Consider the following 26,569-nt stretch of genomic DNA (forward strand, 5'->3'; position numbering starts at 1 on the left):
AATCAAAACCTGCTTAAAATGTATGCTGTACGCCCAATTTCAGTTCGGAACTGCTTTGCCCTGAAACCTTGAAACGTACGGATGCGTTTAAAGCCGTGGTTTTGGTGAAACCGAAACCTGCGCCGAAATGGGCGTAGGTGGATGTGTTTCCGGAGGATTCCCGTTTGCCGTCCGTCCGGTCGGGCTGCCTGCCCAGCCATTGGATGCCTCCGGTCAGGCTGATTCTGTCGTTGGCGGCAAATGAGATGTTGGGGTTGAGCAGCAGGTAGTTGTCCGATTTGTAGCGGATGCCGTCTGAAAGGGTTTTGCTGCCGTTGATACGGTAGGCGGCGGTGAGGGAAAGGACAATCGGATCTATGGCTTTGTAGGTGGTGGCGCCGATGAGCCACGATTTTCCCGACGAGGCTTTGTTGCGCGATTTTTCGTAAACCGTGCTTTCGAGAAAAGCGATGAGTGCGGGGTTTTTGCCGTCTTTGAGGAAGGTATGGCTGATGCCGGCAGATATGTCGGACATCTGTTTGTTGCGGGTTTTGCCGTTGCCGTCGAGTTTGCGTTCTTCGTGCCACAGATAGCTGCCGCTGCCGTAAATGTCGGTATTGCCGGTCAGTCCGTAGCGCAAACCGAGCGTGCCGGCGAGCATATCGGTATTGCTGCCGTTTTCTTGGATTTCGGTCGGAATGGGGATAAACGAGGTTGCGCCGGTTTGAATGTAAACCGGTGCGGCAAGTGCGGCGCGGCTGTTTTCGCTATTCAGGTAGGTAAGGGAAGTTTCCAGTTTCCATTTTCCCTTGTCGGTCATTATGTCTTCAATCGTCAAGGGCAGGTCGGCATAAGTGGATAAAGGCAGGATGGCGGGCAAGGCGGACAAAAAGATACGTTTCATATTTCCTCTTATTGATATTAATTCTTATTTAAGAATAGTAATGAATATCCAATAATTCTGTCTAAATAAATTTTTAAATCAAAAAAAACGATATATTTGTTTTTATCAATTATGTTTTGATATGCCGTCTGAAAAGTTTGTGAAAAACAGTTACAATCCGCCACATGAAAAAACGCAATAATCCTCTTCCTCTGTTGAACGGTGTCAAACCCAGTTATTTGGTGCTGCCGCATGAAAAGCAGTTTTACGGGCTGCCGCTGCTGCATTTTCTGTGCATCCGCTTTCCTTTTGTGGGCGCGGACGATTGGCGCAGGCGGTTGAACAGCGGTTTTGTGGTCGGTTCGGATGGTGCGGCGTTGGACGAACATTCTTTGTTCGAGCCGGGTAAGGTGATGTTTTATTATCGGGAAACCAGCAGTGAGGATGAGCCGCGTATTCCGTTTGAAGAAAAGATTTTGCATATTGATGAGCATTTGATTGTGGTGGACAAGCCGCATTTTCTGCCCGTCATCCCCAGCGGGCGTTTTTTGAGGGAAACGCTGCTCACACGTCTGCGCCTGCGTCCTGAATTGCAGCATTTGAATGTTGAAGACATTACGCCGCTGCACCGCTTGGACAAGGATACGGCAGGCGTGATGCTGCTGTCGCACAATCCTGCCACGCGCGGGGCTTATCAGACGATGTTTCAAAACAAAACGGTATGGAAAACGTATGAGGCACTTGCGCCGACAAGGACGGATTTGCCGTATCCGATCGATGTGGTTTCGCGTTTGGTGAGGGGTGAAAAATTTTTTACGACGCAAGACGCGGAAGGCGAACCAAACGCACATACGACGGTCGAACTGATTGAAAACAGAGGGGAATTCAGCCTTTACCGCCTTACGCCGCATACCGGCAAGAAGCACCAGTTGCGCGTGCATATGATGGGTTTGGGTATGCCGCTGTTGAATGACGCGCTCTATCCCGTGCCGTCTGAAGCGGGAAGCGAGGATTATCGGAAACCTTTGAAGCTATTGGCAAAAAAGATTGCGTTTGCAGATCCTTTGTCGGGTCGGGAAAGGGTGTTTTGCAGCGGGTTTTGCCTATAATGAGAGGGAATGCAAACCCGTATCGGCAGATGCCGCCGATACGGGTTTTATATTAGGGGCTGTACTAGATTAGCAGATATGTTACCCTCAAAGTATGAAGATAACACACTGCAAATTAAAGAAAAAAGTACAAAAAGAACTGCTCCGTTTTTTTGTACTGGAAGTTACCGCCCGTTCTGCCGCCGATATTTTGGGTATCCATCCCAATTCGGCACACCGTCCCGGCAGCTAAAAATCCTACGGGATTGGTGTGGAATTTAGGGCTAATCTAGTACAGCCCCTTATATTATTGATGCCGTCTGAAAGGGGTTTTATCCGTTCAGGCATACGGGAGCGAAGCGGAGGATGGTGTCGCGCAGGACGATGAGTTTGCCGTGAAAGAAATGCGTGGAACCGGCGATGGTAATGACGGGCAAATCTTGCGGTTCGGCCCATTTCAGGGCTTTTTCGATTTCGACGACTTCATCTTCCGCGCCGTGTATCATCAGCGTTTTGGCAACATCGGGAACGGCTGACGGTTCCGGACGGTCGGTATAGTGGCAGACTGCTGCGCCCATGAGCAGTAACAGGTCGGGTATGCGCTCTTGTGCGGCAAATGTGGCGACATAACCGCCGAAGGAGAAGCCGGATAAGGCAAATTCGGGGGCTTCGGGATGTTGGGCACGGGCATAATCGATGACGGCGAGGCAGTCTTGCGTTTCTCCGCGTCCGTAATCGTGTGTACCTTCGCTGTTGCCTACGCCGCGAAGGTTGGGCAGGTAGCAGTGGAATCCGAGTTTGCTCAATGCTTTGGCAGCGGTTTGGATGACTTTGTTGGTGTTTGTCCCGCCCTGGAGGGGGTTGGGATGATTGATGACGGCAACACCGCGTGCCGGTACTTGTTCGGACGGGATATGGATGGTTTCCAAAATGCCGGCAGGACCGGATATGTGTATGGTTTCGGGTTTCAGCATAATGATTTCCTCTTGATTTTCCGCATGTTCCGATGCGGCCGTGAAGATAGTTGCTTAAAGGTAGAAATGCTTGCCGTTGTTGGGGTTGGATGCTTTCAGGTCGGCGAGCATGCGGTGGAAGTCCAATCCGTATGCGTTACTCAGTTTGTCGGCACGTTTTTTGAGTTTGTCTATGTTTTGCTCTTTGGGGCTGCTTTGGAAAGCCATTACCGCGACATTGCCGTGACTTTCGGCAGGAAGTTCCAATACGCGCCCTTCAAAAACGCTCAACAACCGTTCAATGAAGCGTTGATAGCGTTTATCGCCGCTCCACCAGTTGGTAACGAATATGCCGTCTGAAGAGAGTGCGTTTCGGCAGTCTCGGAAGAACGGTTCTTCAACCAGCGTATCGATGATTTGTTCGCCGTCGAATCCGTCCACCAAGATGATATCGGTGTTGTGGCGGAAGACTTTGATGTACTCTGCACCGTCTGCTTCAATAATTTCAAATTTCTCGCCCTCGAAAGGCAACTCAAATAGGTTGCGGGCAATGGCGATGACCTGCGGATTGATGTCCACGGCAGTTTGACGCGTATCGGGCAGGTAGGTATCTATCCAGCGTGCAAACGAGCCGCCGCCCAAGCCGATTTGGGTGATATGTTGCGGCAGGCGTTCCGCAAACAGCAGCCAGCCCATCATCGCGCGGCTGTAAGAGAGCACCAGCTCGGACGGGTGGTCGAGGTTCATCGAGCTTTGAACGGTGTCGCTGCCCAAGTGAAGCGAACGGATATTGCCTTCTTCGGAAATGCCGACTTCGGGAAAGCCGGATTTTGCAGGACGCAGGCGGCGGTAGGGATGTCTTGCCATCGGTGTGAACGGTCGGTTTGAAAGGCGGATATTTTATCAGAACGGCAGTGCTTGTCCTGCTTCAAATTAATTTCTTTTCAAATAAATTACTTATTCGGATTTGCCGGGGCTTTCGGATAAATTTCTTGCCAAAGTGTGAAGTTGTCTGCATAATTCACTTTCTTTGCCGGTATAGCTCAGTTGGTAGAGCACCTGACTTGTAATCAGGGGGTCCCGAGTTCGACTCTTGGTGCCGGCACCATTTCTGCTGATGGTGTTGCAAAACATTTCAGTAAGCCGGTATAGCTCAGTTGGTAGAGCACCTGACTTGTAATCAGGGGGTCCCGAGTTCGACTCTTGGTGCCGGCACCAGATTTGACAGCCCGATTGTGTAAAACAGTCGGGCTGTTTTGCATTTGCGGCACGGTCGGTGGCAGGGCTGCGGGCATTTCACTATAATAGCCCGTTTCAAACTGAAAAGGCCGTCTGAAAAGGGCGGGGTAACAATATCTGATGATTACTGTGAACACACTGCAAAAAATGAAGGCGGCGGGCGAAAAAATCGCCATGCTGACCGCTTACGAATCCAGTTTTGCCGCGCTGATGGACGATGTCGGCGTGGAAATGCTGCTGGTCGGCGACTCTTTGGGTATGGCGGTTCAAGGGCGGCAGTCGACGCTGCCGGTCAGCCTGCGCGATATGTGCTATCACACCGAATGTGTAGCACGCGGTGCAAAAAATGCGATGATTGTCAGCGATTTGCCGTTTGGTGCATATCAGCAAAGTAAGGAACAGGCGTTTGCCGCCGCCGCCGAACTGATGGCGGCAGGAGCGCATATGGTCAAGCTCGAAGGCGGCGTGTGGATGGCGGAAACGACTGAATTTCTGCAAATGCGCGGCATTCCGGTCTGCGCCCACATCGGTCTGACACCGCAATCCGTGTTTGCCTTCGGCGGATATAAAGTTCAGGGTCGCGGCGGCAAGGCGCAGGCGTTGCTTGACGATGCCAAGGCGCATGATGATGCGGGGGCGGCGGTCGTGCTGATGGAGTGTGTTCCTGCGGAACTGGCAAAAAAGGTAACTGAATCCGTTTCTTGTCCTACCATCGGTATCGGCGCGGGTGTGGATTGCGATGGGCAGGTTTTGGTGATGCACGATATGCTCGGTATTTTTCCGGGCAAGACGGCGAAATTCGTCAAAAACTTTATGCACGGGCAAAGCAGCATTCAGGCGGCGGTTCGGGCGTATGTTGCCGAAGTCAAAGCCAAAACCTTCCCTGCTGTGGAACATAGGTTTAAATTATGAATGTAAACAAAGATTTTTTTCTTGCAAAAGACGGCCATCCAAGCCTGAAACAGTTTTATTTTATTGGCGCGCCATTTGAAAAAGCACTGGATCTCTATTTGAAAAGATTAATGGATTTAAGCGACTTTTATCAGAATTTAAAACCGAAACTATCGTATTTGGATGAGGAATATACCCTCAGTCAGAAATTGGATTTCTTGAATCCGCTTGAGATTACCGGATCATCCAAATATTTATTGTTGGAAACGCAGTCTGATTGGTCATTGCTAATAGACAATAATCGGAACGGCACAGACTTTTCAAGTGTGCCGTATGAAGCCTTGCTGTGGAAAATCAGATTATTGACTATGTACTTACGCCCATATTTTGGCAAAGATGAATTCGGTGCGGTCTCATTTACCCTATATGAGGGCAGCAAACAGGTTTCCCGTCATGACTGCGAAACCAGAAATGTTATGCTGCATAAAGAAACCAGTCGTGTCGAGTTTATGGAATATGGCACGCCGCTGCCGTTTGAACAGACAGAAAAATATACCGAAAGACTCAAAAAAAACAGGCTGACTGTGGAGATGATCGAAGAATATTGCAAACATTTAGGCATTTCATTATTTGATTTGGACTTCTACCAGTCCAAAGCCGCCCTTATTGAGATATTGAGAAACAAATAACTTCCATCTCTTCAAAAAGACAGTCTGAAAAATATTCAGGCTGTCTTTTAACGTCGGCAGCTTTTTGCAGACTGAACAAGGTCTGCTGCCGATGCCGTCTGAATGCCGTTTCAGACGGCATTTTGTTTTGCCGTGCGCGGCGCGTATAATCTGCGCGTTTTGTCGGGCAGGAAGCCCGAAGGATAAGGATTACCGTTATGCAAATCATACATACCATTCGAGAACTGCGCGCGTGGCGTAAAAATGCGGGAAAGGTGGCATTTGTGCCGACCATGGGCAATCTGCATGAAGGGCATCTTGCCCTCGTTCGCGAAGCCAAAAAACGCGCCGACAACGTTGTTGTCAGCATATTCGTCAACCGCCTGCAATTCGGTCAGGGCGAGGATTTCGACAAATATCCGCGTACTTTGCAGCAGGATGCGGACAAACTTGCCGCCGAAGGCGTTGCCGTTGTTTTCGCGCCCGATGAGAAAGAACTCTATCCGAACGTGGAGCAACGGTATAACGTCGAACCGCCCAACCTGCAAAATGAGTTGTGCGGCAAGTTCCGTCCGGGACATTTTCGTGGGGTGGCAACGGTTGTTTCTAAATTGTTCCATATCGTTTCCCCGGACATCGCCTGTTTTGGTAAGAAGGATTACCAGCAGCTCGCTGTGATTAAAGGTTTTGTCGAGGATTTGAATTTTGATGTTGAAATAGTGCCTGTCGATACAGGGCGCGCGGAAGACGGGTTGGCACTGTCCAGCCGCAACCAGTATTTGAGTGCGGCGGAGCGTGCCGAAGCACCGCGCCTGTACCGCGAGCTGCAGGCGGTTGCCGAATCGCTGAAGCAGGGCGGTTTGGATTATGCGGGTTTGGAGCGGCAGGCTGCCGACCATTTGACTGCTGCGGGCTGGGTGGTCGATTATGTGGAAATCCGCCGCGCCGATACGCTCGAAGTGGCGCGGGCGGGAGATAAGAAACTGGTGGTCTTGGCCGCCGCCCGTCTGGGGACGACGCGCCTGATTGACAATGTGGAAGTCGTCCTGCCTTAGCCCGTCGGAACCAGGAATGCCGTCTGAAGCGGATTTGCGTTTCAGACGGCATTTTGCCGTCGGCTGTGCTTCGGAATCATGTCGAAAAATAGACGGAATGAAATAAATTTCTTTTTGTTCAATAAATTAAACTGTCAAACCAAATGATAAGGCAAGGATTGTCCTGCATCGTATGCAGGCAAATCGACGCAATCCCAAAACGCAGCCCTGCCTTCGGGCGGGTTTCGCAAATCTACAAACGATTCTGCTTGTGATAAAGTTACGCCTGATTATATGCCGTCTGAAAGTTCGGACGGATGTCGGATAAAGGATGATTATGCTACCTAACCGTTTCAAAATGTTAACTGTGTTGACGGCAGCCTTGATTGCCGGACAGGTGTCTGCCGCCGGAGGCGGTGCGGGGGATATGAAACAGCCGAAGGAAGTCGGAAAGGTTTTAAGGAAACATCAGCGTTACAGCGAGGAAGAAATCAAAAACGAACGCGCACGGCTTGCGGCAGTGGGCGAACGGGTTAATCAGATATTTACGTTGCTGGGAGGGGAAACCGCCTTGCAAAAGGGGCAGGCGGGAACGGCACTTGCCGCCTATATGCTGATGTTGGAGCGTACAAAATCCCCCGAAGTTGCCGAACGTGCCTTGGAAATGGCCGTGTCGCTGAATGCGTTTGAACAGGCTGAGATGATTTATCAGAAATGGCGGCAGATTGAGCCTATACCGGGTGAGGCGCAAAAACGGATGGCATGGTTGCGGAGCGTGCTGAAAGGAGAAGAAAATCAACGTTTGGACGGGCTGGAAGAGATATTGGCGCAGGCGGATGACGGGCAAAACCGCAGGATATTTTTGCTGCTGGCGCAAGCCGCCGTGCAGCAGGACGGATTGGCGAAAAAAGCATCGGAGGCCGTCCACCGCGCGGCGTTGAAATATGAACATCTGCCCGAAGCGGCGGTTGCCGATGTGGTTTTTAACGTGCAAGTGCGGGAAAAAGATAAAGCAATCGCGGCATTGCAACGCTTGGCAAAACTTGATACAGAAATACTACCACCGACCCTGGTAACCTTGCGTCTGGTTGCGCGCCGTTATCCCGAGATACTCAGCGGTTTTTTCGAGCAAACAGACACCAAAAACCTTTCAACCGTTTGGCAGGAAATGGAAATTATGAACCTTGTTTCCCTGCGCAGGCCCGATGATGCATATGAACGCTTGAAAGTGTTGCTGGATGCCAATCCGAATGCGGATCTGTATATTCAGGCGGCAATATTGGCGGCAAACCGGAAAGAAGATATTTCCGTTATCGACGGCTATGTCGAAAAGGCATACGGCAGGGGGACGGAGGAACAGCGGAGCAGGGCGGCGATGACGGCGGCGATGATGTATGCCGACCGCAGGGATTATGCCAAAGTCAGGCAGTGGCTGAAAAAGGTGTCCGCGCCTGAATACCTGTTCGACAAAGGCGTGCTGGCGGCTGCGGCGGCTGCCGAATTGGACGGCGGCGGGGCGGCCTTGCGGCAGATCGGGAAGGTCAGGAAGCTGCCGGAACAGCAGGGACGGTATTTTACGGCAGACAATTTGTCCAAAATACAGATGCTCGCCCTGTCGAAGCTGCCCGACAAACGGGAAGCCCTGATTGGGCTGAACAAGATCGTCGCCAAACTTTCGGCGGCGGGAAGCGCGGAACCTTTGGCAGAAGCATTGGCACAGCGTTCCATTTTTTACGAGCAGTCAGGCAAACGGAAAAAAATGATTGCCGACCTTGAAACCGCGCTCAAACTTACGCCCGACAATGCACAAATTATGAATAATCTGGGCTACAGCCTGCTGACCGATCCCAAGCGTTTGGACGAAGGCTTCGCCCTGCTTCAGACGGCATACCAAATCAACCCGGACGATACCGCCGTCAACGACAGCATAGGCTGGGCGTATTACCTGAAAGGAGACGCGGAAAGCGCGCTGCCGTATCTGCGGTATTCGTTTGAAAACGACCCCGGGCCCGAAGTTGCCGCCCATCTGGGCGAGGTGTTGTGGGCATTGGGTGAACGCGATCAGGCGGTTGACGTGTGGACTCAGGCGGCACACTTTACGGGAGACAAAAAAATATGGCGGGAAACGCTCAAACGCTACGGAATCACATTGCCCGAACTTTTCCGAAAACATCGGAAATAATGCCGTCTGAACATGGAAGGCGCGGTTGGAAAAAAGACGGCGGCCGCATTCCGCTCCGGCAAATGCCAACGCCTCTGTTTTAAAGGATGTTGTCCACGCAGGTAGGATTTCAATCGGTAAGGAAATTTTCATGAAACATACTGTATCAATAGCGGCAATCCTGCTTTTGTCGGCCTGTGCGCAGTTGCCGCAGGACAGTGCAGGCCTGTGGCAGCCGTCCGAACACATCAGCAGTTTTGCAGCGGAAGGGCGGTTGGCAGTTAAAGCGGAAGGGAAAGGTTCGTATGCAAATTTCGATTGGACATACCAACCGCCCGTGGAAACCATCAATATCAACACCCCTTTGGGCAGTACGCTCGGACAGTTGTGTCAAGACAAAGACGGTGCGTTGGTAGTGGATGCTAAAGGAAATGTTTATCAGGCAGAGAGTGCGGAAGACTTGAGCAGGCAGCTAGCCGGTTTCAAACTACCAATCCAATATCTGCATATCTGGGCAGAAGGCAGGCGTGTGGCGGGTGCACCTTACCGCATCCTGCCGGACGGTATGCTGGAGCAATACGGTTGGACAATCGGCAGAACCGCAGGCAGCGGAGGAAAAACCCGCATCCTGCAATTGGACAACGGGAAATTGAACATCAGGCTGGTTTTCACCGAAATTGGAATGCCGTCTGAAACCGAAACCCCGGAACGTTGTGCGGCGCGCACGAGATAAGGCGGACAGATGAATATTGCGGACGGACGGCAGGCGTTTCCCGCACCTGCAAAACTGAATCTCGATTTGAGGATTACTGGAAGGCGGGAAGACGGTTATCACAATATCGAAAGCATATTCTGCCTGATAGATTTGCAGGATACCGTATATTTGAAACCAAGGGACGACGGCAAAATCATCCTGCACAATCCGGTTGATGGAATGCCGCAGGAGGCGGATTTAAGCTACCGTGCCGCATCGTTGCTGCAAAAATATGCACGCACCCCTACCGGCGTGGAGATATGGCTGGACAAAAAAATTCCGACCGGGGCCGGTTTGGGCGGAGGAAGCTCGGATGCGGCAACCGTTTTGCTGGTGTTGAACCGTTGGTGGCAGTGCGGTCTGACGCAGCGGCAGCTCATTGATTCGGGCGCGGCTTTGGGGGCGGACGTACCATTTTTTATTTTCGGCAAAAATGCGTTTGCGCGGGGTATAGGCGACAGGCTGGACGAAATGGATATTCCGAAACAGTGGTATGTCATCGTCAAACCGCCCGTCCACGTTTCCACCGCAAAAATTTTCACACACGAAGGCTTGACACGAAATTCCGCCTCAAGCATAATGCCGACTTTCCAAAACCTGCAACCGTTTAGAAATGATATGCAGGCAGTTGTATTTAAAGAATACCCTGAAGTTTGGAAAGCCTATTCCGAGTTGTCCCGATATGGATTTGCCTTAATGACAGGTTCTGGTGCGTGTGTATTCACGGCGTGTCAAGATAGGAATAGCGCATACAATATATACCGACAAGTTTCAGGTTTGTACGAGGCATATTTGGCAGAGGGTCTTTCAAAACATCCTTTGTTGTCCGTATAAACATTGTTGGGGAGTCGTCAAGCGGTTAAGACACTGGATTTTGATTCCAGCATGCGAAGGTTCGAATCCTTCCTCCCCAGCCAAGCCAAACAAGTTGGGGAGTCGTCAAGCGGTTAAGACACTGGATTTTGATTCCAGCATGCGAAGGTTCGAATCCTTCCTCCCCAGCCATATTTCCTTGGGGAGTCGTCAAGCGGTTAAGACACTGGATTTTGATTCCAGCATGCGAAGGTTCGAATCCTTCCTCCCCAGCCAGATAAAAGCGTGTAAGCTTGCTTACACGCTTTTTGTTTTATAGAAATAAAAATATTGAAATGCCTTTGTTTGTGTCGGATGTTGCAGGTATAATGTCGGGCTTGGTACAAGCGGAGGGAAGCATTGTGTTTTCTGAGCGGAAGTTAAACATAAAATCAGGTGAGAATATGGCTGCGTACGACAGTTTGATGGTATTTACAGGCAATGCCAATCCCGAATTGGCACAACGTGTTGTCAAGCATTTGGACATTTCTTTGGGCAATGCTTCCGTTTCCAAGTTTTCAGACGGTGAAGTTGCCGTCGAACTGTTGGAAAACGTACGCGGTCGCGATGTTTTCATCCTTCAGCCTACTTGCGCGCCGACCAATGACAACCTGATGGAAATCCTGACAATGGCGGATGCGCTCAAGCGCGCTTCGGCAGGCCGTATTACCGCAGCCATTCCGTATTTCGGCTATGCGCGCCAAGACCGCCGTCCGCGTTCCGTCCGCGTTCCGATTTCTGCCAAACTGGTGGCAAATATGCTGTATTCGGCAGGTATCGACCGTGTTTTGACTGTCGATTTGCATGCCGACCAGATTCAAGGTTTCTTCGATATTCCGGTGGACAATATTTATGCTACCCCGATTCTGTTGAACGACATCAAGCAGCAGCGGATTGAAAATCTGACCGTCGTCAGCCCGGACATCGGCGGTGTCGTCCGCGCCCGTGCCGTGGCAAAATCCCTGAATGCCGACTTGGCAATCATCGACAAACGCCGCCCGAAAGCTAATGTGGCGGAAGTCATGAACATCATCGGCGACATTCAAGGCAGAACCTGTCTGATTGTGGACGATATGATTGACACTGCAAATACGCTGTGCAAAGCCGCCGTCGCCCTGAAAGAGCGCGGTGCAGAACGTGTCTTGGCATATGCCAGCCACGCCGTGTTCTCCGGAGAGGCGGTCAGCCGTATCGCCTCATCCGAAATCGACCAGGTGGTCGTAACCGATACCATTCCTTTGTCTGAAGCGGCTAAAAACTGCGACCGTATCCGTCAGGTAACGATTGCCGGTCTGTTGGCTGAAACCGTCCGCCGCATCAGTAATGAAGAATCCGTCTCATATCTTTTCAATGAAGAAGTGATGACAGGCAGCATGCTGCTGCCGTAACCCCGATGCCGTCTTAAGCTGGTCGCGGCCGATGACGGTAGTTTTATTTAAATTGGAGTATTTAACATGACTTATGAAATTCAAGCCTCTGTTCGTGAAGCACAAGGCACTGGTGCGAGCCGCCGCCTGCGTCGCGAAGGCCAAATCCCCGGCATTCTGTACGGTGAAGGTCAAGAGCCCGTTGCAATTGCTGTGGATCACAAAACTGTATTCTACGCATTGGAAAAAGAATCTTTCCATACAGCGTTGATTAAATTGTCTCTGAACGGCGAAACCAAAGACGTTATCGTCCGCGATTTCCAAATGCACCCGTTCCGCCGCGAAGTTCAACACATCGACTTCCAAGCTGTGAAAGCCGATCAACTTGTACGTATCCGTGTTCCCCTGCACATTGTTAACGCTGAAAATTCTCAAGCCGTTAAATTGCAAGGCGGTCGCGTATCTCTGCTGAACACGACTGTTGAAGTGGTTGCGTTGCCTGCCAATATCCCTGCTTTCTTGGATTTGGATTGTGCCGAAGTGGTTGCCGGCGACATTCTGCATCTGTCCGACATCAAACTGCCTGAAGGTGTAGAAAGCGTTTCCCTGAAACGTAACGAAAATCTGGCTGTTGCTACCGTTACCGGTAAAAAACGCTAATTGATTTCAGCAGCAGGGCGGCGCGTATGCAATACGTACCGCCCTGTTGTTTTATGCCGTCTGAACCATGTTTCAGACGGCATCTCTTTATTTGTTGGAAAAGCGGGATATTTGAAACGGCGGATTACTGCCCTGTCAGACGCACCCAAAGCCTTTGCCACCGGCTTCTTTTTTTTACATTTTCCAGTGCGACAATTTCTTTTTCGGCAATGGTGTATCCGTTTTGCCTGATTTTGATTTTTCCTAAAATCTGCCCCTTTTTTACCGGGGCGGGAATTGGCTGTATGGTTTCCAAAATTTGTTCGGCTGTTTTCGCTTCCTTATGTGGCAGAGTGATGTAGGCTTCTTTGAGGAAGCCTGCGCGGACGGTTTTTTTGCTGCCTCCGGAAATTTGGATTTGGGCAACGGTTTTGCCTTTCGGATATATTTTGGGCGTATCGAAGGCCTGCAATGCCCAGTTCAGCAGCTTGCTGTTGTCTGATGCGCGTGTTTCCGCCGATTCCGAACCCAATGTGATGGCAAGGATGTGCCTGCCGTTGCCGGAGTATGACACGGCAAGGTTGTAGCCGCCGCTTTTTGTGTGTCCGGTTTTCAGACCGTTTACATTGTTGTCCCTATATAAAAGGATATTGCGGTTGTTTTGTTCTATATTTTTGAATTTGAAAGATTTGATGGAAAACAGCGGGTAATATTCCGGAAAGTCGCGCATCAATGCTTCAGACAGCAGGGCGAGATCGCGGGCGGTGGAAACCTGTCCTTCTCTACTCAAGCCTGTAGGGTTTTTGAATACAGTGTTCTTCATGCCCAGGCGTCGGGCTTCTTTGTTCATTTGTTGCACAAAATTTTCAATCGAGCCGTTGCCCAGCCGGCCGGCAAGGGTTAGGGCGGCATCGTTTGCGGATAGGGCAATCATGCCTTTTAAGAGTTTGTCGGTGCTGACCGTATCGCCGGGACGGGCAAACATTCTGCTGCCTTCTGAAGCCCATGCGGATTCGGGTATTTTTAAGTTTTCTTCAGATTGGATATTTCCCGATTTCATGTTTTTGAAAACCAGATATGCGGTCATCAATTGCGCCAGTGCCGCCGGTTCGACAGGGGTATTGATGTTTTTGGCGGATAAAGTCTGCCTGCTTTGAAGGTCGATAACGATGTGTGCCGCTGTGAGGGTTTCAGGTGTTTGGAGTGTGGGGGCGGCGTGTACCGTCGGTCTGTTGGGCGCGGGCGATGCAGCTATTGCGTGAGAAACGCCTAAGATGATGGAAAGCAGGACGGGCAGGATTTTATGTGCTGTCATGAAATATTCTAATTGTGTGAGTGTTTCAGCCTGCCGATTATACGCTTAGGGTGTCTGATCGGGCGGATTTTTCTTGCTTTCGCGCCGTCTTGGGCGTATGGTTTTGGGTTTTGCGATTTTAATAAACCGATTATCCCATATTGAATTATGAACACGCCCCTTCCTTATTCCGATTACCTCATCCGCATCCTGACGGCATCTGTCTATGATGTTGCGGTCGAAACGCCTTTGGAAACGGCACGCAGCCTTTCTGTACGTTTGAAAAACAACATCCTTTTGAAACGCGAAGATTTGCAGCCGGTTTTTTCGTTCAAAATACGCGGCGCGTACAACAAAATGTCCAAGTTGCCGAAAGATGCGCTCGCTTGCGGCGTGATTGCGGCAAGTGCGGGCAACCATGCCCAAGGCGTGGCGTTGTCCGCACAGCGTTTGGGCTGCCGTGCCGTTATCGTTATGCCGGAGACTACGCCGAAAATTAAAGTGGATGCGGTTAAAAGCCGTGGCGGCGAGGTGGTTTTGCGGGGTGTTTCATACAACGATGCCTACGATTATGCGATGGAGCTGGCGGAACAGGAAGGGCTGACCTATATCGCACCGTTTGACGATCCTGATGTGATTGCGGGACAGGGGACGGTGGGGATGGAAATTGTCAGCCAGCATCCCGATCCAATCCGCGCCGTATTCGTACCGATAGGGGGGGGCGGTTTGGCAGCGGGCGTGGCGGCATTTATCAAGCAGGTCCGTCCCGAAATCAAAGTTATCGGCGTTCAGACCAACGATTCCTGCTGTATGAAGCAGTCGGTCGAAGCGGGCGAAATCGTCCATTTGAAGGATGTCGGGCTGTTTTCAGACGGCACGGCGGTCAAAGTCGTCGGAGACGAAACCTTCCGCCTCTGCAAAGAACTTTTGGATGAAATCATTACAGTCGATACCGATGCGGTTTGCGGTGCGGTCAAGGATATTTTTGATGACACGCGCAGCATTACCGAGCCGGCCGGCGCGTTGGCGTTGGCGGGTCTAAAAGCCTATATTGCCCGAGAAGGCGCGGAAAACCAAACCCTGATTGCCGTTACCAGCGGCGCGAATATGAATTTTCACCGTTTGCGTCACGTTTCGGAACGCAGCGAATTGGGAGAGGGCAACGAAGGTATTTTTGCCGTTACCATCCCCGAAGAACGCGGCAGCTTCCTTAAGTTTGTCAATATATTGGGAAATAGGAATATTACCGAGTTCAACTACCGCTACGGGGACGATGAAAAAGCGCATATCTTTGTCGGACTTCAAGCGGCAGGCCCGCAGGATTTGGCGGTTATCGGCAGCCGGTTGGATGAAGCGGGATTGCCCAATGTCGATTTGACCGATGACGAGATTGCCAAAATCCATATCCGCTATATGGTCGGAGGGCGGACGGACAAAGTAGAAAACGAGCGTTTGGTCAGTTTTGAGTTTCCGGAGCGTCCGGGGGCGTTGGCGCGCTTTTTGAACCATATGCAGGGCGGTTGGAACATTACGCTCTTCCATTACCGCAACCACGGTGCGGATTACGGGCGGATTTTGGTCGGTATCGACGTGCCGCCGCACGATGCCGCCGCATTTGACGGTTTCTTGGAAAGTCTGGGATACAGCTATCACGAGGAAACGCAAAATGCCGCGTACAAGCTGTTTCTTGCCTGACGCTTGAAAGCACAATGCCGTCTGAAAGCCTTTCAGATGGCATTGTGTTTTCAGGATTAAATCGAATATTCAATCAGCTCGTTTTGAGAGAAGACATAAACCTGTTTCGGAATTAAGTTTAATTCTTTGCCTTCGGCGATTGGGTAACGCGCGGCATCGCTGCCAGCCAGCGTGATGTGCACGTCCTGTTTGCCGTGTTTCACTAAAACGTGCGTCAATGCGCCGACGGCGTGGATTTTTTCAATTTCGGCACAAATCATCGGGGTTTCGTGTTCGGCGGCGATCTGCCATTCGTGCGGACGGATATAGCCGGTGGCGGTTTGCTCCTGCCATTTGTATTGCGCGTCCAATTTCCACGCGAAGCCGTTGTAATGCCATAAGCCTTTTTCGATGCGTCCCTCAAATGCGTCGGTTTCGCCTAAAAACTCGGTAACGAAGGCGTTTTCAGGTTTGCGGTAAATGGCTTCGGCACTGCCGGTTTGTTCGATTTTGCCGTGGTTCATCACGACAATTTCGTCGGAAACTTCGAGGGCTTCTTCTTGGTCGTGCGTAACCAAAATGCTGGTTACGCCCAAGTTGTGATGAATGTCGCGCAACCAGGTGCGTAATTCTTTGCGTACTTTGGCATCCAGCGCGCCGAAGGGTTCGTCCAAAAGCAGGAGTTTCGGTTCGACCGCAAGCGCGCGGGCGAGGGCGATGCGTTGGCGTTGGCCGCCGGAGAGCTGGTGCGGATAGGATTTGGCGAGGTGGGAGAGCTGCACGAGTTTGAGCAATTCTTCGACTTTGGTGCGGATTTGTTCTTTGGACGGGCGTTCGGACTTGGGCAATACGGTCAAACCGAAGGCGACGTTGTCAAACACGTTCATGTGGCGGAAGAGGGCGTAGTGTTGGAACACGAAGCCGACTTTGCGGTCGCGGACGTGTTTGGCGGTTACGTCTTGCCCGTCAAACAGAATCTTGCCGCCGTCGGCGTTTTCCAGTCCGGCGATAATGCGTAAAAGCGTGGTTTTGCCGCAGCCGGACGGGCCGAGCAGGGAAACGAGTTTGCCGGTGGGGACGTTGAGGTTGATGTTTTTCAGCGCGTGAAAATTGCCGAAGTGTTTGTTTAAGTTTTGAATGGTGATGCTCATACTGCTTTCCTTTCGGCGGCGGCGAGTTTTTTATCTTGTAATTTGGTGATGATGTTCTGCACCGCCAGCGTCGCCAGTGCTAAAAGTGCCAATACGCCGGAGAGGGCGAATGCGCCGGTGAAGTTGTATTCGTTGTAGAAGATTTCGACCAAAAGCGGGACGGTGTTGGTTTCGCTGCGTATGTGTCCCGATACCACGCTGACCGCGCCGAACTCACCCATCGCGCGGGCGTTGGTAAGGATGATGCCGTAGAGTAACGCCCATTTGATGTTGGGCAGGGTAACGCGCCAAAACATCTGCCAGCCGCTTGCGCCGAGAATCAGCGCGGCTTGTTCTTCGCTGTCGCCCTGCGCCTGCATCAGCGGGATGATTTCGCGTGCGACAAAGGGGAAGGTAACGAACAGCGTCGCCAAAACAATGCCGGGGATGGCGAAGATAATCTGTATGCCTTGCGCTTCCAGCCAGCCGCCCAATGCCGTGTGCGCGCCGAACAATAAGACGAACATCAAACCGGCCACCACGGGTGATACGGAAAACGGCAAATCGAGCAGGGTGGTCAGCAACTGCTTGCCGCGAAAATCAAAACGGGTCAGCAGCCACGCCATCGCCACGCCCAAGACGGCATTGACGGGGACGACAATCAGCGCGGTAATCAGCGTCAATTTGATGGCAGACCACGCTTCGGGATCGCTTAAGGATTTCAGGTACAAATCCCAACCGCCTTTTAAGGCTTCGTAAAACACGGCGACGAGCGGCACGACCAGCATCAGCAGCAGAAAGCCCAAGGCAGTGGCGGTCAGCAGCACGCGCAGCCAGCGCGGTTCGGTCAGGTTGGTATTGGCGGAATAGGGTTTCATGGCGGTGGTGTTCCCCGGTTTGTTGTTTAAGGTGTTCGGATGCCGTCTGAAAAACCGTTTTCGTGGAGCGGATTCGTTTTCAGACAACCTTTTATTGATTAAGGGAATAAAAACGTCTAGCTACCGTCATTCCCGCGCAGGCGGGAATCCACCACAGGGCAACAGGAAAACAGAAAATAAATAAGGCAGCTGAAATTTACCAATGGATTCCCGCCTGCGCGGGAATGACGGTAACAGGTATTTCAGACGACCCCTCAACCCTTCGCACCCGAACGCCTGCTTAACGCCCACTGCATCACGTTCAGCGCAAACAGGATGACAAACGAAACCAGCAGCATAAACAACGCCACCGCCGACGCGCCCTGCACATCGAACTGTTCCAGCTTGCCCGTAATAATCAGCGGCAGGATTTCGGAAACCATCGGAATATTGCCCGCGATAAAAATCACCGAGCCGTATTCCCCCGTTGCCCGCGCGAACATCATGCCCGCGCCGGTCAAGAGTGCCGGCGTGATTTCCGGCAGCAGCACGCGGCGGAACGTCGTGAAGCGGTTTGCCCCCAAAGTTGCCGCCGCTTCCTCATATTCGCCCGACAATTCCTCCAATACCGGCTGCACGGCGCGGACGATAAAGGGCAGGCTGACAACAATCAGCGCAATCCAAATACCGACGGGCGTAAACGCGATTTTGATACCCAAAGGCTCGAAAAAACGGCCTATCCAGCCGTTGGGCGCATACAGGGTTGCCAACGCGATACCCGTAACCGCCGTCGGCAGCGCAAACGGCAAATCGACCAAAGCGTTTACCAACCCTTTGCCCGGAAATTCATAGCGCACCAACACCCACGCCACCAGCGTGCCGAACACGACATTGGTCAGCATCGCATAAAACGACATCCGCAAACTCAGCCACACCGCCGCCAACACGTTCGGCTCGGCAATCGTGTTCCAAAAGCCGCCCCAGCCGATTTCCGCCGCCTTCGCCGCCATCATCGCAAACGGTAAAACCACCAGAAGCGACAGGCACAATACGGTCAGGCCGAGGCTGATTTTGAAGCCGGGAAGGATGCCGGGTGTTTTGAGCAGTAACATGGTCGGTAAGGGTGGAAAATAAAGGCATTACTTTAACGATGCCGTCTGAAAAACGGAAAGAATGGAAAGTTTGGTGCAAAGACGAATTTGTTATAAAGCGGTTGGCAGTTTCTCAAGCGGGCGTGATGTTTTAAAATATAGTGGATTAAATTTAAATCAGGACAAGGCGAGGCAACGCCGTACTGGTTTTTGTTAATCCACTATAACGCCTTGTTTTGACGGAAAACCATCATATAAAGGAACACTTATGCAGATTTTATCTTTTCAGGCGGACATTGCGGAACGTATGCTGGAAGGCACGGAAGGCGAGTCGGTCAACGAAAACGCACAATTCGTCCGCACGGACAACGGCTATTGGATTGCGTGGCATGAAGGCGTGGCGGCACTGCTTGCGCCCGATACGCCGCCGGGCATTCCCTGTTTTTGGGTAGAGGGCGCGGAAAGCCTTGAAGAGTTGTGCGCCATGGTGGAACGCGGCGAGTTTGACGAAGTGGAAGAGTTTGAAGGCGATGATGACGCGTGGCTCGAAGCGGCTAAAGGTTGCGGACACCACGGCGATGCTTGCGCCTGCGGACATTGATTCGGACTTCCCGTAAAAAATGCCGTCTGAAATGTGTTCAGACGGCATTTTGCCGGTTTGCGGCTTATGCGGCAAAACGTTTGGCAACCTCGTCCCAGTTGACGATTTCCCAAAAACCTTTCAGGTAGTTGGGGCGGCTGTTGCGGTAGTCGATGTAATAGGCGTGTTCCCACACGTCGCAAGTCAAGAGCGGCGTGTTTTCGGTGGTCAGCGGCGTAGCGGCGTTGGAAGTGGAAACCAAATCCAATCCGCCGGCAGGGGTTTTCACCAGCCACGCCCAACCGGAGCCGAAAGTACCGGCTGCGCAGGCATTGAACGCTTCTTGGAATTTCTCGAAGCTGCCCCATTTCGCGTCGATGGCGGCGGCCAGTTCGCCGGCAGGCTTGCCTTGACCTTTGGGCGTGAAACCCAGCCAGTAGAAGGTGTGGTTCCAAGTTTGCGCCGCGTTGTTGAACACGCCGCCCGAAGATTTTTTCACAATCTCTTCCAAAGGCAGGTTTTCAAATTCGGTGCCTTTGATTTGATTGTTCAGGTTGGTGATGTAGGTTTGATGGTGTTTGCCGTAGTGGAATTCCAAAGTCTCTTTGCTCAGATGCGGGGACAATGCGTCCAGTTCATAAGGCAGTTGCGGCAGCTTATGTTCCATTTTGTGCTCCTAATATTGTTTTAAATGTTGTATTTTGGCAGTGTTGCTGCAAATAGCTCGGCAGCGCACATATTTTACCTGTTTTGAGGGATGGAAACCAATTAAACCTGCTTTACGCTATAATAGAAGATTGCAATTTCGGCACGACAGATAGGATGTACCATGAACGATTACGCAGCTATGCCGTCTGAAGACCGTGAGGTCGGCGCATTGTCGCTGCCTCCACATTCGATGGAGGCGGAACAATCCGTTTTGGGCGGGTTGATGCTGGAAAATCCGGCATGGGACAGGATTGCCGATGTGGTTTCGGGAGAGGATTTCTATCGCCACGAACACCGCCTGATTTTCCGATCCATTGCCAAACTGATCAATGAGAGCCGTCCTGCCGATGTGATTACGGTTCAGGAAGATTTGCAGCGGAACGAAGAATTGGAAGCGGCAGGCGGATTTGAATATCTGATTACGCTGGCGCAAAACACCCCGTCTGCCGCCAACATCCGCCGCTATGCCGAAATCGTGCGCGAGCGTTCCATCATGCGCCAGCTCGCTGAAGTGGGGACGGAAATCGCACGCAGCGCATACAATCCGCAAGGCAGGGACGCGGGTCAGCTTTTGGACGAGGCGGAAAACAAAGTATTCCAAATCGCCGAAAGCACGGCCAAATCCAAGCAGGGTTTTTTGGAGATGCCCGATTTGCTGAAAGAAGTCGTACAGCGCATCGATATGCTCTACTCGCGCGACAATCCCGATGAAGTAACCGGCGTGCCGACGGGGTTCATTGACCTCGACAAAAAAACCTCGGGCCTTCAGCCCGGAGACCTGATTATCGTCGCCGGCCGCCCGTCTATGGGTAAAACCGCCTTTTCTATCAATATCGCCGAACACGTTGCCGTAGAAGGCAAGCTGCCCGTTGCCGTTTTCTCGATGGAAATGGGCGGTGCGCAGTTGGTTATGCGTATGCTCGGTTCGGTCGGACGCTTGGATCAAAGCGTCCTGAAAACAGGCAGGTTGGAAGACGAACACTGGGGTCGTCTGAACGAAGCAGTCGTCAAACTCTCCGACGCGCCCATGTACATCGACGAGACCCCGGGTCTGACTGCGCTCGAACTGCGCGCCCGTGCCCGCCGTCTCGCCCGTCAATTTAACAATAAGCTGGGATTAATCGTCATCGACTACCTGCAACTGATGTCGGGTTCGGGGCGTTCGGACAACCGTGCTTCGGAGCTGGGAGAGATTTCACGTTCGCTTAAAGCGTTGGCGAAAGAATTGCAGGTTCCTATCATCGCTTTGTCTCAGTTGAGCAGGACGGTCGAATCGCGTACCGACAAACGCCCGATGATGTCCGACCTTCGCGAGTCTGGCGCAATCGAGCAAGATGCCGACCTGATTATGTTCATGTACCGCGACGAATACTACAACCAAGACTCACCCATGAAAGGCCTTGCCGAATGTATTATCGGCAAACACCGCAACGGTCCGGTCGGAAAAGTTTTCCTGACATGGATGGGGCAGTTTACCAAATTCGACAATGCTGCCTATGTTCCCGAGGAGGCAAAGATAGAAGATTAAATGGTTATATAAAAATTTATTAGGCGAAATCAGGCAAAATCGTTTAAAATCATGCTTAGAGATTGCCCTAAAAAATAAAATGCGGTCTTGAGGCATTTTTGCATTCAGACGGCATATAATTGAAAATACATTACCAGTTAACGTCCTATTGCTTATGTGTACACGAAAACAACAAGGTTTCACGCTAATAGAGCTGCTTATCGTGATGGTCATCGCAGCCATTATGGCGATGATAGCCCTCCCCAGTATGAGCCGGTGGATTGCATCCCGCCGCATTGCCAGTCATGCGGAGCAGGTTGCCAACCTTTTGCGTTTCTCCAGGGGCGAAGCCGTCCGGCTCAATCTCCCTGTCTATATCTGTCCTGTTCAAGTTAAAAAAGACGGTACGGTCAACAACCAGTGCGACTTCGGCAAGAAGGGGCAGGGAGTGTTGGCTTTCGGCGACAAAAACGGCAATAAGGCATATGACGGCGATGCGGCGGATGTTTTCCTCCGCAGCGTGGTGTTGAATGATGCCGACGACAGCCGGATTAATTATGTCTTCAACCATATCGCTTTCGGTCAGTCTCAGCCGACCGCCGACCGTGTTGTTTGGACTTTCAACCAAAACGGGGCATTCGGCTATTCTCCCGATCAGAATCTCGCGCGTACTTCCAGATTTGTTTACTCCGACGGTTATATCCAAATCGTGCTGACAGATGCGAAGGCGGTTTCTGCCGATGAAAAGAAATTCCGTTCGGCGGTGGTTTTGATTGACAGCAGCGGCAGGGTTGAAGTTTGTCCTAGAAACGATACGCGTGCCGTATGCCAACATCAATGACTGTTTTAGTCGGTTTGGGAAATAAAAAATGAAGAATAATGATTGCTTCCGCCTGAAAGATCCCCAGTCCGGTATGGCGCTGATAGAAGTCTTGGTCGCTATGCTCGTTCTGACCATCGGTATTTTGGCATTGCTGTCTGTGCAGTTGCGGACAGTTGCTTCCGTCAGGGAGGCGGAGACACAAACCATCGTCAGCCAAATCACGCAAAACCTGATGGAAGGAATGTTGATGAATCCGACCATCGATTCGGACAGCAACAAGAAAAACTATAATCTTTACACAGGGTCGTACACCCCTTCTTCCTCCGACGGCGATTTCACGCTTAATAATTTGAAAACCAAGAAGGATTTGGCAAAAGCCCAGTTGGACAGGTTCGGTTATGAATTGAAAAATGCCTTGCCGGATGCGGCAGCTATTCATTACGCCGTCTGCAAAGATTCGTCGGGTAATGCGCCGACATTGTCCGACAGCGGTGTTTTTTCTTCAAATTGCGACAATAAGGCAAACGGAGATACTTTAATTAAAGTATTGTGGGTAAATGATTCGGCAGGGGATTCGGATATTGCCCGTACGAATCTTGAAGCGAACGGCGACAATATCGTATATACCTATCAGGCAAGGGTCGGAGGTCGGGAATGAAACGTAAAATGCTAAACGTACCAAAAGGCAGTTATGATGGTATGAAGGGTTTTACCATTGTTGAATTTCTGGTTGCAGGCCTGCTCAGTATGATTGTCCTGATGGCGGTCGGATCGAGTTACTTTACGTCCCGGAAATTAAATGATGCGGCAAACGAGCGTCTTGCCGCGCAACAGGATTTGCGGAATGCGGCAACATTGATTGTCCGCGATGCGAGAATGGCGGGCGGCTTCGGTTGTTTCAATATGTCCGAGCATTCTGCAACTGATGTTATTTCCGATACGACGCAACAAAATTCTCCTTTTTCCTTAAAAAGGAACGGTATAGATAAACTTATTCCCATAGCGGAATCTTCAAATATCGGATATCCGGGTTTTACCCAGTCCGGTAAGGCATTGATTTTCCAATACGGTATCGATGATGCTAATGCAAGCGCCGCGACTACCGTCGTCAGCAGCTGTGCCGCAATATCGAAACCGGGCAAGCAAATCCTTACTTTAGAAAATGTAAAAAAAGAATTGAATATTCCGGATACGGATAACAGGCAAAATGGCAATATTGCGCGTCAAAGGCATGAGGTTAATGCCTATGCGGTCGGCAAGATTGCCGATGAGGAAGGTTTGTTCCGCTTCCAATTGAATGCTAATGGCGGATGGGGTAATCCTCAGTTGCTCGTGAAAAAAATTACCCATATGAATGTGCGGTATGTCTATGTTTCCGACTGTCCTGAAGATGAAGATGCCGGCAAAGAGGAAAAATTCAAATATACGGATAAATTCGACAGTTCCAAAGGTGCTGTTACGCCTGCCGGGGTGGAAGTTTTATTGAATAGCGGTACTGATACCAAGATTGCCGCTTCTTCAGACAATAATATTTATGCTTACCGTATCGATGCGACAATACGCGGGGGAAATGTATGCGCAAACAGAACACTTTGACGGGAATCCCGACTTCTGACGAACAGAGGGGGTTCGCACTGTTTATCGTGCTGATGGTTATGATCGTCGTGGCCTTTTTGGTTGTAACTGCCGCGCAGTCTTACAATACCGAGCAGAGGATCAGTGCCAACGAATCAGACAGGAAATTGGCTTTGTCTTTAGCCGAGGCGGCTTTGCGGGACGGCGAATTTCAGGTTTTGGATTTGGAATATACTACGGACAGTAAGGTTACATTTAGCGAAAACTGTGAAAACGGTCTGTGTACCGCAGTGAATGTGCGGACAAATAATGATAATGAAGAGGCTTTTGACAATATTGTGGTGCAAGGCAAGCCTACCGTTGAGGCGGTGAAGCGTTTTTGCCCTGCAAATTCTACCAACCTGTGTATTGACAATAAAGGGATGGTATATGGGAAAGGTACGGGAAGCGTCAGCAAAATGCCGCGTTATATTATCGAATATTTGGGTGTGAAGAATAACCAAAATATTTACAGGGTTACTGCCAAGGCTTGGGGTAAGAATGCCAATACCGTGGTCGTCCTGCAATCTTATGTAAGCAATAATGATGAGCAATAAAATGGAACAAAAAGGGTTTACATTGGTTGAGGTAATGATAGTTGTCGCGATACTCGGCATCATCAGCGTCATTGCCATACCTTCTTATCAAAGTTATATTGAAAAAGGCTATCAGTCCCAGCTTTATACGGAGATGGTCAGTATCAACAATGCCTTCAAACAGATTATTTTAAAAAATCCCGGGGAAAGTAATCAGAAACTTGATGCGGAACTGAAAAAGTTTGCACCGGCCTATAAGATGAATCCGAAAATTGCCGAAAAATATAGTGTTTCGGGGGAATTTGTCGATGCGGCAAAATCAAGGGCATACAGGTTGGTCGGCGTTCCGAAGGAAGGTACGGGTTATACCTTGTCGGTATGGGTAAACAGCGTGGGCGACGGATACAAATGCCGTGATGCCGATTCTGCCCGGGCTCATTTGGAAACCTTGTCTGCGGATGTCGGTTGTGAGGCTTTCTCTAACCGTAAAAAATAGGGCTGTTTTGCCGATGCCGTCTGAAAATCAATTTTCAGACGGCATTTTTATGGGTATTTTGAAATGAATTATGCCATCAACCATCCCAAGATGCCTGACGAGCCGACTCCTATCAATACGGTAAGGAGCATAGAAAAGCGGCAGGCCGCAAAGGCGGTTAACGCGATGGCAATAAGTTCGTGCGGCTTGTCGGATACGAAATAGGGGGCAATGACGGAAATCAGGACGCAGCCCGGCGCGGCTTCCATAACGGTTTGGGCGCGGCGGCTTAGGGTTCGGTTGCGTAGTGCGAAAAATCCGATCAGACGTGTGGAGTAGGTTACGGCAAGCATAGAGGCAAACAACAGGAATGATTGGAGCGACAGCAAGTCTTTCATTTTTGTTCTCCCCAGAGATAAGCCGATAACAGACCGGACAGTGCGCCGGCAGGAACATACCACGCGCCTTCAACGGTCAGATAAACTGCTGCTGCAACAATCAGGCTGACAAACCAAGGTCTTGATGCGGAAAAACTTTTCCACATTCCGCGTAAAAGCACTAGGAAGACGGCAGGAAATGCCATACCGAATCCCCAAGCGTCCACATTGCCGAACATGGGTCCTACTGCCGCGCCGAATGCGGCAAATCCTATCCAAGTAATGTAGAGGATAAAGCATACGCCCATATAAAAAGGCATATTGAATGCGGGCAAACCGGCTGCTTTCCGTTTTTGGATTTCGGAGAATGCCATCGCCCAGCTTTCATCACACATGAAAAACAGTGCGGGCACGGCTTTTTTCAGCGGTATTTCTTTCATGTGCGGGGCAAGTGCCGCCCCCATCAGGATATGTCGCGAATTAATCATAAAGGTTACGGTGGCGATAAGCAGTATCGGCAGAGGTTCCGCCCACAGGTTTACCGTGGCAAACTCGGAGCCGCCGGCGAAGTTCATCCCCGTCATCAACAACATTTCCAGCCAGCTCATGCCTTTTTGCCCGCCCTGCATACCGAGTATCAATGCCCAAGGCAAAAGCCCAATCAGCATAGGCGAACTTTCTTTGATGCCGCGTATGAATTCATCACGTGGAGAGGCTGTGTGCGTCATGTTAATGTTTATATATGAAGAGACGGGGCGGTATTATACACAGGCAGAATGTTTTTGACAGTCGAGGATGGTTTCAAAACAAAAGCAGTTTGTTGTGTTTCAGCGTAAACACGGCTTGTGTATAATCTCCCATCTTTGAAACCGGCCGTATGCAGGAGCAAGACGATGAATATTGAAGTAGAAATGAAAGTGTTGGACGAGAGGATGGCGGATTTTATCCCTGCCTATGCGACGGAGGGTTCTGCAGGTTTGGATTTGCGCGCCTGTTTGGATGAGGAAGTCGTTTTGCAGCCGGGCGAAACGTTGCTTGTACCGACAGGTTTGGCGGTTTATTTGGCGAATCCCGCATACGCCGCCGTTTTGCTGCCCCGTTCCGGATTGGGGCATAAACACGGTATTGTTTTGGGCAATTTGGTCGGCTTGATCGACTCCGATTATCAGGGGGAATTGAAGGTGTCGTTATGGAACAGAAGCAGCGAGCCGTTTACTGTCAAACCGTTCGAGCGTATCGCGCAGATGGTTATCGTTCCGGTCGTACAGGCGGGCTTCAAACGTGTCGAGGAGTTTGTCGGAAGCAGCCGAGGTGAGGGCGGCTTCGGCAGTACGGGTTTGCATTGAATATAAAATGCCGTCTGAAGAGCACGTCAGGTTCAGACGGCATATCTTC

The 26,569-nt window shown here is 50.9% G+C and carries 28 protein-coding genes, 5 tRNA genes and 1 pseudogene; 24 read left to right on the forward strand and 10 right to left on the reverse strand.

Annotation, left to right across the window (positions count from 1 at the left end; translation table 11 throughout):
• Positions 1 to 13 precede the first annotated feature (13 nt).
• Positions 14 to 883, reverse strand: a complete 870-nt coding sequence (locus tag Q9I99_RS00435) for a meta-pathway of phenol degradation family protein (protein WP_301667845.1) — start codon at positions 881 to 883, stop codon at positions 14 to 16.
• Positions 884 to 1,047: 164 nt separating this feature from the next.
• Between Q9I99_RS00435 and Q9I99_RS00440 the strand changes: the two genes are divergently transcribed.
• Both Q9I99_RS00440 and Q9I99_RS00445 read left to right on the forward strand, forming a co-directional pair.
• Entirely contained in the window at positions 1,048 to 1,971 is a 924-nt protein-coding gene (locus Q9I99_RS00440; RefSeq protein WP_301667844.1) for an RluA family pseudouridine synthase, read from the forward strand.
• Between the two features lie 94 nt (positions 1,972 to 2,065).
• A pseudogene (locus tag Q9I99_RS00445) lies at positions 2,066 to 2,185 on the forward strand (IS1595 family transposase); the annotation flags it as partial.
• Between the two features lie 97 nt (positions 2,186 to 2,282).
• Here the strand turns inward: Q9I99_RS00445 and Q9I99_RS00450 are convergent.
• Together Q9I99_RS00450 and Q9I99_RS00455 are read right to left on the reverse strand one after the other, a co-directional pair.
• Positions 2,283 to 2,924 (reverse strand): alpha/beta hydrolase, encoded by a 642-nt coding sequence (locus tag Q9I99_RS00450; RefSeq protein WP_301667843.1) that lies wholly within the window; start codon positions 2,922 to 2,924, stop codon positions 2,283 to 2,285.
• A 54-nt stretch (positions 2,925 to 2,978) separates the two neighbouring features.
• Positions 2,979 to 3,770, reverse strand: coding sequence for a polyamine aminopropyltransferase (locus Q9I99_RS00455; protein ID WP_301667842.1), 792 nt, complete (start codon positions 3,768 to 3,770; stop codon positions 2,979 to 2,981).
• 165 nt (positions 3,771 to 3,935) lie between these two features.
• Between Q9I99_RS00455 and Q9I99_RS00460 the strand changes: the two genes are divergently transcribed.
• From Q9I99_RS00460 to Q9I99_RS00520, 13 genes are all read left to right on the forward strand, one after another.
• Positions 3,936 to 4,011, forward strand: a tRNA-Thr gene (locus Q9I99_RS00460).
• 34 nt (positions 4,012 to 4,045) lie between these two features.
• Positions 4,046 to 4,121: transfer RNA gene (locus Q9I99_RS00465), tRNA-Thr, on the forward strand.
• Between the two features lie 141 nt (positions 4,122 to 4,262).
• The gene (gene panB / locus Q9I99_RS00470) at positions 4,263 to 5,054 is read left to right on the forward strand and encodes a 3-methyl-2-oxobutanoate hydroxymethyltransferase (RefSeq protein WP_301667841.1); all 792 of its coding nucleotides are present in this window, start codon (positions 4,263 to 4,265) and stop codon (positions 5,052 to 5,054) included.
• Positions 5,051 to 5,722 carry a hypothetical protein gene (locus tag Q9I99_RS00475; protein ID WP_107862794.1) on the forward strand — a complete coding sequence of 224 codons (672 nt, stop codon included), beginning with the start codon at positions 5,051 to 5,053 and terminating at the stop codon, positions 5,720 to 5,722. The genes panB and Q9I99_RS00475 overlap by 4 nt, the downstream gene beginning before the upstream one ends.
• Positions 5,723 to 5,919: 197 nt before the next feature.
• Complete coding sequence (gene panC, locus Q9I99_RS00480) at positions 5,920 to 6,756, forward strand: pantoate--beta-alanine ligase (protein ID WP_301667840.1); 837 nt, start codon at positions 5,920 to 5,922, stop codon at positions 6,754 to 6,756.
• 316 nt (positions 6,757 to 7,072) lie between these two features.
• Complete coding sequence (locus tag Q9I99_RS00485; protein WP_301667957.1) at positions 7,073 to 8,917, forward strand: tetratricopeptide repeat protein; 1,845 nt, start codon at positions 7,073 to 7,075, stop codon at positions 8,915 to 8,917.
• Between the two features lie 130 nt (positions 8,918 to 9,047).
• On the forward strand, positions 9,048 to 9,629 hold the full coding sequence (locus Q9I99_RS00490; RefSeq protein ID WP_301667839.1) for an outer membrane lipoprotein LolB: 582 nt from the start codon (positions 9,048 to 9,050) through the stop codon (positions 9,627 to 9,629).
• A 9-nt stretch (positions 9,630 to 9,638) separates the two neighbouring features.
• The gene (gene ispE / locus Q9I99_RS00495; RefSeq protein ID WP_118996969.1) at positions 9,639 to 10,484 is read left to right on the forward strand and encodes a 4-(cytidine 5'-diphospho)-2-C-methyl-D-erythritol kinase; all 846 of its coding nucleotides are present in this window, start codon (positions 9,639 to 9,641) and stop codon (positions 10,482 to 10,484) included.
• A gap of 7 nt (positions 10,485 to 10,491) precedes the next feature.
• Positions 10,492 to 10,567 (forward strand) — tRNA-Gln (locus tag Q9I99_RS00500).
• Between the two features lie 12 nt (positions 10,568 to 10,579).
• Positions 10,580 to 10,655 (forward strand) — tRNA-Gln (locus Q9I99_RS00505).
• An 8-nt stretch (positions 10,656 to 10,663) separates the two neighbouring features.
• Positions 10,664 to 10,739: transfer RNA gene (locus Q9I99_RS00510), tRNA-Gln, on the forward strand.
• Positions 10,740 to 10,906: 167 nt separating this feature from the next.
• Positions 10,907 to 11,890, forward strand: a complete 984-nt coding sequence (locus tag Q9I99_RS00515; protein WP_107818814.1) for a ribose-phosphate pyrophosphokinase — start codon at positions 10,907 to 10,909, stop codon at positions 11,888 to 11,890.
• Between the two features lie 66 nt (positions 11,891 to 11,956).
• On the forward strand, positions 11,957 to 12,529 hold the full coding sequence (locus Q9I99_RS00520; protein WP_003678083.1) for a 50S ribosomal protein L25/general stress protein Ctc: 573 nt from the start codon (positions 11,957 to 11,959) through the stop codon (positions 12,527 to 12,529).
• Positions 12,530 to 12,653: 124 nt separating this feature from the next.
• Here Q9I99_RS00520 and Q9I99_RS00525 read toward each other — a convergent pair whose 3' ends face one another.
• The gene (locus Q9I99_RS00525) at positions 12,654 to 13,823 is read right to left on the reverse strand and encodes a D-alanyl-D-alanine carboxypeptidase family protein (RefSeq protein WP_301667838.1); all 1,170 of its coding nucleotides are present in this window, start codon (positions 13,821 to 13,823) and stop codon (positions 12,654 to 12,656) included.
• Between the two features lie 147 nt (positions 13,824 to 13,970).
• Between Q9I99_RS00525 and ilvA the strand changes: the two genes are divergently transcribed.
• On the forward strand, positions 13,971 to 15,497 hold the full coding sequence (gene ilvA / locus Q9I99_RS00530) for a threonine ammonia-lyase, biosynthetic (RefSeq protein WP_301667837.1): 1,527 nt from the start codon (positions 13,971 to 13,973) through the stop codon (positions 15,495 to 15,497).
• A gap of 56 nt (positions 15,498 to 15,553) precedes the next feature.
• Here the strand turns inward: ilvA and Q9I99_RS00535 are convergent, their stop codons facing one another.
• From Q9I99_RS00535 to cysT, 3 genes are all read right to left on the reverse strand, one after another.
• Positions 15,554 to 16,627, reverse strand: a complete 1,074-nt coding sequence (locus tag Q9I99_RS00535; RefSeq protein WP_301667836.1) for a sulfate/molybdate ABC transporter ATP-binding protein — start codon at positions 16,625 to 16,627, stop codon at positions 15,554 to 15,556.
• Positions 16,624 to 17,484: a sulfate ABC transporter permease subunit CysW gene (cysW, locus tag Q9I99_RS00540; protein WP_301667835.1), complete on the reverse strand. Its 861-nt coding sequence runs from the start codon at positions 17,482 to 17,484 to the stop codon at positions 16,624 to 16,626. The genes Q9I99_RS00535 and cysW overlap by 4 nt, the downstream gene beginning before the upstream one ends.
• Before the next feature lie 254 nt (positions 17,485 to 17,738).
• Entirely contained in the window at positions 17,739 to 18,575 is an 837-nt protein-coding gene (gene cysT, locus Q9I99_RS00545) for a sulfate ABC transporter permease subunit CysT (protein WP_301667834.1), read from the reverse strand.
• A gap of 247 nt (positions 18,576 to 18,822) precedes the next feature.
• Between cysT and Q9I99_RS00550 the strand changes: the two genes are divergently transcribed.
• A complete protein-coding gene (locus Q9I99_RS00550) occupies positions 18,823 to 19,155 on the forward strand; it encodes a general secretion pathway protein GspG (RefSeq protein ID WP_301667833.1) in 333 nt (110 codons plus the stop codon).
• Positions 19,156 to 19,219: 64 nt separating this feature from the next.
• Here the strand turns inward: Q9I99_RS00550 and Q9I99_RS00555 are convergent, their stop codons facing one another.
• Complete coding sequence (locus tag Q9I99_RS00555; RefSeq protein WP_301667832.1) at positions 19,220 to 19,801, reverse strand: superoxide dismutase; 582 nt, start codon at positions 19,799 to 19,801, stop codon at positions 19,220 to 19,222.
• 162 nt (positions 19,802 to 19,963) lie between these two features.
• Here Q9I99_RS00555 and dnaB point away from each other — a divergent pair, with 162 nt between their 5' ends.
• The 6 genes from dnaB to Q9I99_RS00585 all read left to right on the forward strand — a co-directional run bounded on the left by dnaB (position 19,964) and on the right by Q9I99_RS00585 (position 24,818).
• A complete protein-coding gene (dnaB, locus tag Q9I99_RS00560) occupies positions 19,964 to 21,370 on the forward strand; it encodes a replicative DNA helicase (RefSeq protein WP_301667831.1) in 1,407 nt (468 codons plus the stop codon).
• Between the two features lie 154 nt (positions 21,371 to 21,524).
• Positions 21,525 to 22,190 carry a GspH/FimT family pseudopilin gene (locus Q9I99_RS00565; RefSeq protein WP_301667830.1) on the forward strand — a complete coding sequence of 222 codons (666 nt, stop codon included), beginning with the start codon at positions 21,525 to 21,527 and terminating at the stop codon, positions 22,188 to 22,190.
• Between the two features lie 28 nt (positions 22,191 to 22,218).
• Positions 22,219 to 22,830: a type IV pilus modification protein PilV gene (pilV, locus tag Q9I99_RS00570; protein WP_118792707.1), complete on the forward strand. Its 612-nt coding sequence runs from the start codon at positions 22,219 to 22,221 to the stop codon at positions 22,828 to 22,830.
• Positions 22,827 to 23,768, forward strand: coding sequence for a PilW family protein (locus Q9I99_RS00575; RefSeq protein ID WP_118792706.1), 942 nt, complete (start codon positions 22,827 to 22,829; stop codon positions 23,766 to 23,768). The genes pilV and Q9I99_RS00575 overlap by 4 nt, the downstream gene beginning before the upstream one ends.
• On the forward strand, positions 23,747 to 24,343 hold the full coding sequence (locus Q9I99_RS00580) for a pilus assembly PilX family protein (protein WP_118792705.1): 597 nt from the start codon (positions 23,747 to 23,749) through the stop codon (positions 24,341 to 24,343). The genes Q9I99_RS00575 and Q9I99_RS00580 overlap by 22 nt, the downstream gene beginning before the upstream one ends.
• Position 24,344: 1 nt before the next feature.
• Entirely contained in the window at positions 24,345 to 24,818 is a 474-nt protein-coding gene (locus Q9I99_RS00585; RefSeq protein ID WP_301667956.1) for a PilX family type IV pilin, read from the forward strand.
• Positions 24,819 to 24,886: 68 nt separating this feature from the next.
• Here the strand turns inward: Q9I99_RS00585 and Q9I99_RS00590 are convergent, their stop codons facing one another.
• Both Q9I99_RS00590 and Q9I99_RS00595 read right to left on the reverse strand, forming a co-directional pair.
• Positions 24,887 to 25,195 carry an AzlD family protein gene (locus Q9I99_RS00590; protein ID WP_118792703.1) on the reverse strand — a complete coding sequence of 103 codons (309 nt, stop codon included), beginning with the start codon at positions 25,193 to 25,195 and terminating at the stop codon, positions 24,887 to 24,889.
• Positions 25,192 to 25,902, reverse strand: coding sequence for an AzlC family ABC transporter permease (locus Q9I99_RS00595; RefSeq protein WP_301667828.1), 711 nt, complete (start codon positions 25,900 to 25,902; stop codon positions 25,192 to 25,194). The genes Q9I99_RS00590 and Q9I99_RS00595 overlap by 4 nt, the downstream gene beginning before the upstream one ends.
• 165 nt (positions 25,903 to 26,067) lie before the next feature.
• Between Q9I99_RS00595 and dut the strand changes: the two genes are divergently transcribed.
• Positions 26,068 to 26,520 carry a dUTP diphosphatase gene (gene dut / locus Q9I99_RS00600; protein ID WP_301667827.1) on the forward strand — a complete coding sequence of 151 codons (453 nt, stop codon included), beginning with the start codon at positions 26,068 to 26,070 and terminating at the stop codon, positions 26,518 to 26,520.
• The last annotated feature ends 49 nt before the right edge of the window (positions 26,521 to 26,569 follow it).

The sequence above is a fragment of the Neisseria basseii genome, assembly GCF_962707005.1.
GTDB classification, from domain to species: domain Bacteria; phylum Pseudomonadota; class Gammaproteobacteria; order Burkholderiales; family Neisseriaceae; genus Neisseria; species Neisseria bergeri.

Bases quoted from the DNA above. Each gene is read 5' to 3' on its own strand.
- panC (WP_301667840.1), top strand. From the start codon at position 5,920: ATGCAAATCATACATACCATTCGAGAACTGCGCGCGTGGCGTAAAAAT.
- Q9I99_RS00490 (WP_301667839.1), top strand. From the start codon at position 9,048: ATGAAACATACTGTATCAATAGCGGCAATCCTGCTTTTGTCGGCCTGT.
- Q9I99_RS00595 (WP_301667828.1), bottom strand. From the start codon at position 25,902: ATGACGCACACAGCCTCTCCACGTGATGAATTCATACGCGGCATCAAA.
- ispE (WP_118996969.1), top strand. From the start codon at position 9,639: ATGAATATTGCGGACGGACGGCAGGCGTTTCCCGCACCTGCAAAACTG.
- Q9I99_RS00515 (WP_107818814.1), top strand. From the start codon at position 10,907: ATGGCTGCGTACGACAGTTTGATGGTATTTACAGGCAATGCCAATCCC.
- panB (WP_301667841.1), top strand. From the start codon at position 4,263: ATGATTACTGTGAACACACTGCAAAAAATGAAGGCGGCGGGCGAAAAA.
- Q9I99_RS00555 (WP_301667832.1), bottom strand. From the start codon at position 19,801: ATGGAACATAAGCTGCCGCAACTGCCTTATGAACTGGACGCATTGTCC.
- dut (WP_301667827.1), top strand. From the start codon at position 26,068: ATGAATATTGAAGTAGAAATGAAAGTGTTGGACGAGAGGATGGCGGAT.
- Q9I99_RS00550 (WP_301667833.1), top strand. From the start codon at position 18,823: ATGCAGATTTTATCTTTTCAGGCGGACATTGCGGAACGTATGCTGGAA.
- Q9I99_RS00580 (WP_118792705.1), top strand. From the start codon at position 23,747: ATGCGCAAACAGAACACTTTGACGGGAATCCCGACTTCTGACGAACAG.
- Q9I99_RS00485 (WP_301667957.1), top strand. From the start codon at position 7,073: ATGCTACCTAACCGTTTCAAAATGTTAACTGTGTTGACGGCAGCCTTG.
- pilV (WP_118792707.1), top strand. From the start codon at position 22,219: ATGAAGAATAATGATTGCTTCCGCCTGAAAGATCCCCAGTCCGGTATG.
- Q9I99_RS00450 (WP_301667843.1), bottom strand. From the start codon at position 2,924: ATGCTGAAACCCGAAACCATACACATATCCGGTCCTGCCGGCATTTTG.
- Q9I99_RS00435 (WP_301667845.1), bottom strand. From the start codon at position 883: ATGAAACGTATCTTTTTGTCCGCCTTGCCCGCCATCCTGCCTTTATCC.
- Q9I99_RS00590 (WP_118792703.1), bottom strand. From the start codon at position 25,195: ATGAAAGACTTGCTGTCGCTCCAATCATTCCTGTTGTTTGCCTCTATG.
- Q9I99_RS00455 (WP_301667842.1), bottom strand. From the start codon at position 3,770: ATGGCAAGACATCCCTACCGCCGCCTGCGTCCTGCAAAATCCGGCTTT.
- Q9I99_RS00525 (WP_301667838.1), bottom strand. From the start codon at position 13,823: ATGACAGCACATAAAATCCTGCCCGTCCTGCTTTCCATCATCTTAGGC.
- Q9I99_RS00565 (WP_301667830.1), top strand. From the start codon at position 21,525: ATGTGTACACGAAAACAACAAGGTTTCACGCTAATAGAGCTGCTTATC.
- Q9I99_RS00575 (WP_118792706.1), top strand. From the start codon at position 22,827: ATGAAACGTAAAATGCTAAACGTACCAAAAGGCAGTTATGATGGTATG.
- Q9I99_RS00585 (WP_301667956.1), top strand. From the start codon at position 24,345: ATGGAACAAAAAGGGTTTACATTGGTTGAGGTAATGATAGTTGTCGCG.
- ilvA (WP_301667837.1), top strand. From the start codon at position 13,971: ATGAACACGCCCCTTCCTTATTCCGATTACCTCATCCGCATCCTGACG.
- Q9I99_RS00520 (WP_003678083.1), top strand. From the start codon at position 11,957: ATGACTTATGAAATTCAAGCCTCTGTTCGTGAAGCACAAGGCACTGGT.
- cysW (WP_301667835.1), bottom strand. From the start codon at position 17,484: ATGAAACCCTATTCCGCCAATACCAACCTGACCGAACCGCGCTGGCTG.
- Q9I99_RS00475 (WP_107862794.1), top strand. From the start codon at position 5,051: ATGAATGTAAACAAAGATTTTTTTCTTGCAAAAGACGGCCATCCAAGC.
- cysT (WP_301667834.1), bottom strand. From the start codon at position 18,575: ATGTTACTGCTCAAAACACCCGGCATCCTTCCCGGCTTCAAAATCAGC.
- dnaB (WP_301667831.1), top strand. From the start codon at position 19,964: ATGAACGATTACGCAGCTATGCCGTCTGAAGACCGTGAGGTCGGCGCA.
- Q9I99_RS00535 (WP_301667836.1), bottom strand. From the start codon at position 16,627: ATGAGCATCACCATTCAAAACTTAAACAAACACTTCGGCAATTTTCAC.
- Q9I99_RS00440 (WP_301667844.1), top strand. From the start codon at position 1,048: ATGAAAAAACGCAATAATCCTCTTCCTCTGTTGAACGGTGTCAAACCC.